Annotated in this window: 4 protein-coding genes; all 4 read left to right on the top strand. The window is 67.1% G+C overall.

Annotation, left to right across the window (positions count from 1 at the left end):
- On the top strand, positions 1-1227 hold a 1227-nt coding region (locus VFH65_RS12485), incomplete at its 5' end, for an arabinosyltransferase C-terminal domain-containing protein (RefSeq protein ID WP_353321864.1).
- A gap of 137 nt (positions 1228-1364) precedes the next feature.
- Entirely contained in the window at positions 1365-4637 is a 3273-nt protein-coding gene (locus VFH65_RS12480; RefSeq protein WP_353321862.1) for an arabinosyltransferase domain-containing protein, read from the top strand.
- Entirely contained in the window at positions 4634-7849 is a 3216-nt protein-coding gene (locus VFH65_RS12475) for an arabinosyltransferase domain-containing protein (RefSeq protein ID WP_353321860.1), read from the top strand. The genes VFH65_RS12480 and VFH65_RS12475 overlap by 4 nt, the downstream gene beginning before the upstream one ends.
- A gap of 427 nt (positions 7850-8276) precedes the next feature.
- Entirely contained in the window at positions 8277-8669 is a 393-nt protein-coding gene (locus VFH65_RS12470) for a RidA family protein (protein WP_353321858.1), read from the top strand.

Raw genomic sequence — 8669 nt, 5'->3', positions numbered from 1 at the left:
CTCTCCCCCGACGATGGCGGACGCTTCGGATGGCGCCGAATAGTCCAGTCCCCGTTGGCCGTTGCCGCGTGGATCGTCGTCGTCTTCGAGGTCATGTCGCTGACATTGGCCATGACCGACCAGTACCCGGCGTGGAGCGTCGGCCGCTCGAATCTGGAAGCGCTGACCGGCAAGACGTGCGGGATGGCCGAGGATGTGCTGGCCGAACAGGACGCCAACGCCTCGATGCTGCAGCCCGTCGATGCGCCCGTCGGCGAGGCACTGAGTGCTGCCAGCGCAGAAGGCTTCGGCCCCAACGGGATTCCGAGCGATTTGTCCGCCGACGAGGTGATGGGCGGCCCCGGCACCGCCACCAACTTCGCCGACACCCCCGAAGGCGAGGAAACGAACGGCGAGGCCGGCACCGAGGGCGGCACCACCGCCGCGGCCGGCGTCAACGGATCGCGGGCCCGGCTGCCCTACAACCTCGACCCCGCGCGAACCCCGGTGATGGGCAGCTGGCGCAGCGGCACCCAGCAGCCAGCGGCGCTGCGCTCGGCGTGGTACCGGCTGCCGGCCAATTGGAGTGAGGGTGACGAGTCCAATCAACTCCTCGTTGTGGCCGCGGCGGGACGATTCGATCCCGGCGAGGTCGTCGTGCAGTGGGCCACCGACGAGCAGGCGGCCGACGACAAGCCGGGTGGTGGCATCGGGTTCGCCGACGTCGGCGCGGCGCCGGCGTGGCGCAACCTGCGGGCGCCCATGGCCGCGATCCCGCGTGACGCGACGCAGGTGCGACTGGTCGCCACCGACGACGACCTCAACCCGCAGCACTGGATCGCCATCACCCCGCCGCGGATCCCGGCGCTGCGCACGTTGCAGGACGTGGTCGGCTCGCAGCAGCCGGTGCTGCTGGACTGGCTGGTCGGCCTCGCGTTCCCGTGCCAGCGCCCGTTCGGCCATCAGAACGGCGTCGTCGAGGTGCCCAAGTGGCGCATCCTGCCCGACCGCTTCGGGGCCGAGGCCAATTCGCCGGTGATGGACAACCTCGGCGGCGGGCCGCTCGGCATCACCGAACTCCTGCTGCGCGCCACCACGGTGCCGACCTATCTGCGCGACGACTGGTTCCGCGACTGGGGCGCGCTTCAGCAGTTCACGCCGTACTACCAGAACGCGGAACCGGCACGCCTGGATCTCGGTTCGGCGACGCGTAGCGGCCTGTGGAGCCCGGCGCCGCTGCGCCACTAAGTGTGAGGACCCAACCGACGAGTGTGGGGTTGAGGCACGCTGCGCCCGCTTTCGCGTGACTTATGTCCGCACTCGGCTCCGTCCGAGCGGCCCCGCATCAACAGCGGGCACAACCACGTCGCCTACCATCGACGCTCGTGCCCGGCGATGACAAAGAGCGGACCTACCGGTTCGCCCGCCTGATCGCCGTCGTCGCGGGCATTGCAGGAATGCTGCTGTGCGTCCTGGTGCCGCTGCTGCCGGTCAAACAGACCACCGCCACGATTCTGTGGCCACAGGCGCCTGGAGCGGACGGGCTGGTCACCGACGTCACCGCGCCGCTGGTCTCCGGTGCGCCACTGGCTCTCGACGTCACGATTCCATGTCAGGCGATCGCCACCGTGCCAGCTGCGGGCGGACTGGTGTTCTCGACCATTCCGCCCGGGGGCATCGCGGCGAGCCGCAACGGCCTGTTCGTCCGCGCCAACGCGGACACCGTCGTCGTCGCGTTCCGTGACTCCGTGGCGGCCGTCGCACCCCGCGCGGCCGTGGCCTCCGGCGCGTGCAGCACGTTGCACATCTGGGCGAACGTGGGCGGGGTTGGCGCCGATTTCGTCGGCATACCCGGCGCGGCCGGCACCCTGTCTACGGAAAAGAAGCCGCAGATCGCCGGGGTCTTCACCGACCTAGAGGTGGCCGCGCAACCGGGCTTGTCGGCGCGCATCGACATCGACACCCGGTTCATCACCAGCCCGACCGCGCTCAAGCTCGCGGCGATGGTGCTGGGCGTCGCGTGCGTCGTGGCGTCGATCGTGGCGTTGGCGGTGCTCGACAGGCGAGGCGGACGCCGAGTCCCGCGTTCCTGGCGACGGTTCTGGCGCGTCGGGTTTTCGCACTGGCTTGCCGACATCGGCGTCATCGGCACGCTCCTGCTGTGGCATCTGATCGGCGCGACCTCGTCGGACGACGGCTACAACCTCACCATCGCCAGGGTCTCTGGCGAGGCGGGATACAGCGCCAACTACTACCGCTTCTTCGGGGCCAGCGAGGCGCCGTTCGACTGGTACCAGTCCGTGCTGGCGCAGATGGCGTCGATCAGCACGGCAGGCGTGTGGATGCGGCTGCCTGCCACCGCGGCGGCGATCGGCACATGGCTGATCATCAGCCGCTGCGTGCTGCCCCGGCTTGGCCGCCGCCTCGCCATGAACCGGGTGGCCGCGTGGACGGCCGGTGCGGTGTTCCTTGCCGCGTGGCTGCCGTTCAACAACGGCCTGCGGCCCGAACCGCTGATCGCGTTCGGCGCCATCGCCACGTGGATCCTTGTCGAGAATGCGATCGGCACCCGACGACTGTGGCCGGCCGCTCTGGCGATCATCGTGGCGATGTTCAGCGTCACCCTGGCGCCACAGGGCCTCATCGCGCTCGCCCCGCTGCTGGTCGGCGCGCGGGCCATCGCGCGGACCATCCGCATCCGTCGGGGCGACGACGGACTACTCGCGCCGTTGGCCACGCTTGCCGCGTCGCTATCGCTGATCTTCGTCATCGTGTTCCGTGACCAGACGCTGGCCACCGTCGCCGAGTCCGCCCGCATCAAGTACGTGGTCGGCCCGACCATCGCGTGGTACCAGGAATTCCTGCGCTACTACTTCCTGACGGTCGAGGACAGCGTCGACTCGTCGCTGACCCGTCGCTTCGCCGTGCTGGTGCTGCTGCTGTGTGTGTTCGGGATGCTCGCGGTGCTGCTGCGCCGAGGCGGTGTGCCCGGGATGGCGAAGGGCCCGGTGTGGCGGCTGATCGGGACAACCGCCATCGGGCTGCTGCTGCTGACGTTCACGCCGACGAAGTGGGCGGTGCAGTTCGGCGCCTTCGCCGGGCTGGCCGGTGCGCTTGGCGCCGTCACTGCGTTCTCGTTCGCGCGGGTCGGCCTACACAGCCGCCGCAATCTCGCGTTGTACGTGACCGCGCTGCTGTTCGTATTGGCTTGGGCGACTTCGGGTATCAACGGCTGGTTCTACGTCGGCAACTACGGTGTGCCGTGGTTCGACAAGCAGCCGGTGATCGCGGGAATCCCGGTGCTCATCATCTTCCTTGCGCTGGCGATGGTGTCAGGCGTGCTCGCGGGCTGGCTGCACTACCGGATGGACTACACAGGCCACGTCGAGGTGGCCAACACCCGGCGTAACCGGGTGCTGGCCTCGACGCCGCTGCTGGTGGTGGCGGTCATCATGGTGGTCCTCGAGGTGGGTTCGATGGCAAAGGGCGCCGCGCAGCGCTATCCCGTCTACACCACCGCCAAGGCGAACGTAGCGGCGCTGACGTCTGGGCTGTCTACCACCAGCTGCGCGATGGCCGACGACGTGCTCGTCGAAAGCGACACCAATGCCGGTCTGCTGCAACCGGTTCCGGGCCAGCGGTTCGGCGAGTACGGCCCGCTTGGCGGAGAGAACCCGGTCGGGTTCACACCCAACGGCGTCAGCGACACCCTGGAGCCCGCCGAGCCGGTCACCGCCAACCCCGGTTTGGTCAACTCCGACGGCTCCCCCAACGAGCCGAATGTCGGAATCGGTTATGCGGCAGGCACCGGCGGCGGTTACGGACCCGAGGGCGTCAACGGGTCGCGGGTCTTCCTGCCGTTCGGTCTCGATCCCAAGCGCACGCCGGTGATGGGCAGCTACGACGAGAACACCGTCGCCGCCAAGGTCACTTCAGCGTGGTACCAGCTGCCGCCGAGAACCCCCGACCGCCCGCTGGTGACCGTCACCGCCGCGGGCGCGATCTGGTACTTCGAAGAGGACGGCTCGTTCAACTACGGCCAGTCGCTCAAACTTCAGTGGGGTGTGCACCGTCCCGACGGCAGCTACCAGGCGCTTGGTGATGTGCAGCCGATCGACATCTTCCCGCAAAAGGCTTGGCGCAACCTGCGTTTCCCGATGGCGTGGGCGCCGCCGGAGGCCAACGTCGCACGCATCGTCGCCGACGACCCGAACCTGAGCACCGATCAGTGGTTCGCGTTCACCCCGCCCCGCGCGCCCGTGTTGGAGACCGCGCAGCAGTTCCTCGGCTCGCAGACACCGGTGATGATGGACATCGCCACCGCCGCGAACTTCCCGTGCCAGCGTCCGTTCTCCGAACACCTCGGAGTCGCCGAACTGCCGCAGTTCCGCATCATGCCCTACTTCAAACAGCTGGTGTCGTCGTCGAACATGTGGCAGTCCGCCGAGGACGGCGGCCCGTTCCTGTTCATCCAGGCGCTGTTGCGCACATCTGCGGTTCCGACATATCTGCGTGACGACTGGTACCGCGACTGGGGCTCGATCGAGCGCTACGACCGCGTGGTGCCGGAGTCGCAGGCGCCCAACGCCGTTATCGACCAAGGCTCGGCGCGAGTGTTCGGCTGGAGCCGCAGTGGACCGATCAGGGCACTGCCATGACGGCCACCGTCAGCCGGGACGCGGTGCGCGATGTGAAGGTCGCACGATGGGTGGCGACGATCGCGGGCCTGCTCGGGTTCGTGTTGTCGGTGGCGACGCCGCTGCTGCCGGTGGTCCAGACCACCGCGACGCTAGAATGGCCGCAGAGCGGTCAACTCAATAACGTTACGGCGCCGCTGATTACGCAGACGCCGGTGACGATGAACGTGACGGTGCCGTGCGAGGTGATTCGGACGATGCCGCCCCGTGGCGGCATGGTGCTCGGTACGGCGCCGAAGAACGGCAAGCAGGCGGCCCTGCAGTCGCTATTCGTCAACGTCTCCAGCCAGCGCGTTGACATCACCGACCGCAACGTCGTGGTGGCGAGTGTGCCGAGGTCACGCGTCATTGGCGGCGGAGGTGCCCCAGGGTGTTCCAGTATCGAGATCACATCCTCGGAGGCAGGCACTTTCGCGACATTCGTCGGGCTGACCGACCCCACCACGGGTAAGGAACAGCGCACCGGGTTCGCCGATCCGAACCTGCGACCCGCGATCGTCGGGGTGTTCACCGACCTAACCGGACCTGCGCCGCCGGGCCTGTCCGTCTCTGCGGTCATCGACACCCGATTCTCCACCCAGCCAACACCTTTGAAGCTGGCCGCGATGGTGCTGGCGATCCTGTCGACAGTCCTCGCCCTGCTCGCGCTGTGGCGGCTGGACCGGCTCGACGGCAGGCGGATGCACCGGCTGATCCCGCAACGCTGGCGCACATTCACCGCGACCGACGTCACCGTGGTCGGTGGATTCCTTGCGTGGCATGTCATCGGCGCCAACTCGTCGGACGACGGCTACATCCTCGGCATGGCCAGGGTCGCCGGGCATGCCGGCTACATGTCGAACTACTTCCGCTGGTTCGGCAGTCCCGAGGACCCGTTCGGCTGGTACTACAACCTGCTGGCGCTGATGACGAGCGTGAGCGACGCCAGCATCTGGATGCGGCTGCCCGATCTCGTGTGCGGAATCGTGTGCTGGCTGTTGCTTTCTCGCGAAGTGCTGCCCCGACTGGGCCCTGCTGTCGCGGCGAGTAAGCCCGCGCTGTGGGCGGCAGGGCTGGTGCTGCTCGCGGCGTGGATGCCGTTCAACAACGGTCTGCGGCCGGAGGGCCAGATCGCGACCGGTGCACTGATCACCTACGTGCTGATCGAACGCGCCATCATCTCGGGTCGCTTGACACCCGCCGCACTGGCGATCGTCGCCGCGTCGTTCACACTCGGCATCCAGCCGACGGGTCTAATCGCCGTGGCGGCGCTGCTCGCCGGCGGCCGGCCCATCCTGCGAATCCTGGTGCGGCGGCACCGCATCGTCGGTACCTGGCCGTTGGTGGCACCGCTGCTGGCCGCAGGCACCGTGGTGCTGACGGTGATCTTCTTCGACCAGACGTTTGCCACGGTGTTGGAGGCCACCCGGATTCGCACCGACATCGGCCCTAATCAGGAGTGGTACACCGAGAACCTGCGGTACTACTACCTGATTCTGCCGACGGTCGACGGCTCGCTGTCGCGGCGGTTCGGATTCCTGATCACCGCCTTGTCGTTGTTCGCGTCGATGTTCATCATGTTGCGGCGCAAGCGGATTCCCGGGGTTGCGCGCGGGCCTGCGTGGCGGTTGATGGGCGTCATCTTCGGCACGGTGTTCTTCCTGATGTTCACCCCGACCAAGTGGGTGCATCACTTCGGTCTGTTCGCGGCCGTCGGCGCAGCGATGGCGGCACTGGCCACGGTCCTGGTGTCACCGAAGGTGCTGCGATGGTCGCGCAACCGGATGGCGTTCCTCGCGGCGGTGTTCTTCCTGCTGGCGTTGTGCTTCGCCACCACCAACGGCTGGTGGTACGTCTCCAGCTACGGCGTGCCGTTCAACAACGCGATGCCCAAGATCGGCGGAATCACCGTCAGCACAGTATTTTTCGCGCTGTTCGCGATCACCGCGGTCTATGCGGCGTGGCTGCACTTCACATCCCGAACCCATGGCGAGGGCCGGATCGCACGGGCATTGACCGCGGCACCCATCCCACTCACCGCGGGGTTCATGGTGGTGGTGTTCGTGGGCTCGATGATCGCCGGCATCGTGCGCCAGTACCCGACATACTCCAACGCCTGGGCCAACCTGCGGTCGTTCACCGGGGGCTGCGGGCTGGCCGACGACGTGCTCGTCGAACCCGACACCAACGACGGCTTCCTGACTCCGCTACCCGGCGACTACGGTCCGCTTGGCCCACTCGGTGGCGTCGGACCGGTGGGCTTTACACCTAGTGGTGTGCCCGAAAAGATTGTCGCCGAGACGATTCGGATCTCGCTGCCGACGCCGGGTACCGACTACGACTGGGACGCGCCGACGAAGCTGCGCACGCCGGGTGTCAACGGGTCGACGGTGCCGCTGCCGTACGGGCTGGACCCAGCGCGGGTTCCGATGGCGGGCAGCTACGCCGAGGGTCCGCAGCAGCAGAGCCGCCTGACGTCCGCGTGGTACGAGCTGCCTGCACCCGATGACGCGCACCCGCTTGTGGTCGTCACCGCCGCAGGGGTGATCACCGGTGACAGCGTGTTCAACGGCCGAACCGAGGGCCAGCCGGTGGAATTGGAGTATGCGCGGCGCGGGCCGGACGGCGCGCCGGTGCCTGCGGGCCGGTTGGTGCCCTTCGACCTGGGGCCGATCCCGTCGTGGCGCAACCTGCGGTATCCCCGTGCACAGATTCCTGCCGACGCGGTCGCGGTGCGGCTGGTCGTCGAGGACCTGTCGCTGACACAGGGCGACTGGGTGGCCGTAACGCCGCCACGCGTACCGGAACTGCGGTCGGTGCAGGAGTACGTCGGCTCCGAGCAGCCGGTGCTGATGGACTGGGCGGTGGGGCTGGCGTTCCCGTGCCAGCAGCCGATGCTGCACGCCAACGGCGTCACCCAGATTCCCAAGTTCCGGATCACTCCCGACTACAACGCCAAGAAGAAGGACACCGACACCTGGCAGGACGGCATCAACGGCGGCCTGCTCGGCATCAGCGACCTGCTGCTGAGGGCGCATGTGATGGCGTCGTATCTCTCGCAGGACTGGGGCCGCGACTGGGGTTCACTGCGCAAGTTCGACACGATCGTCGACGCCGAGCCTGCGACTCTGGATTTTGGCACCGCGACGCACAGCGGGCTGTACTCGCCGGGCCACATCCGCATCAAGCCGTAACTCTTCTCGCGAGATTGCAGTCAGGGCTGTGGATCACGAGGTATCGCAACCCTGGTTGCAATCTTGGCACGGTAGGCGCCGCAACATACCTCTCGGCTGAATGCATCCGGCTAGGCCGCGTAGCACGTCCGCTCGTTCGCAAGACGGCACCCCATGCAACGCAATCGCGATTGCGGTGATCGACTTGATGGCAGAAAAGAATGCCAATAGGCACAACATCCACAGCACGCCACTCACTCTGAATAGCCGCCTTCCTTTTCGACATCGCGGCCATGATGACTCGGCAGCACAACGCAATGGGACAGTGCAAGCCGATATGAGCGTGAACTGTGAATAACTGCCTTCCTGTGTACATTGCGAGCTGGCCTACATTCCAAATCGTCTGACTATTCCGCGGATCGTGCTACGACCCGACTACGGTGAATCGGTGACGCTGGAATGCATCAATCCGCCTGATCTGCCCACGCCCCCGACGTACTCGCATGTTGTCGTGGCGACGGGAAGCAGGCTGGTGTTCATCGCCGGTCAAGAACCCGAAGACGAGAATGGCAACCTTGTCGGCGAAGGTGACCTGGCGGCCCAGGCACGGCAGGTGTTCACCAACGTCGGCCGTGCGCTAGCCGCAGGCGGTGCGGCGCCCGATCAGGTTGCGAAGATCACGATCTACGTCGTCGGCTACCGGCCCGAATACTTGCAGGCCATCGAGGAAGCACGCGTGGCGGTGTTCGGCGACCACAAACCAGCCGACACCCTGTTGGGAGTGCAGACGCTGTCGCGGCCCGAGTACTTGATCGAGGTCGACGCGTTCGCGGTCGTTTAG

This window comes from Mycobacterium sp., assembly GCF_035697385.1.
Taxonomy (GTDB): Bacteria; Actinomycetota; Actinomycetes; order Mycobacteriales; family Mycobacteriaceae; genus Mycobacterium.
The sequence above is the reverse complement of the archived record's forward strand: the minus strand, read 5'-3'. Positions and strand labels throughout refer to the sequence as shown.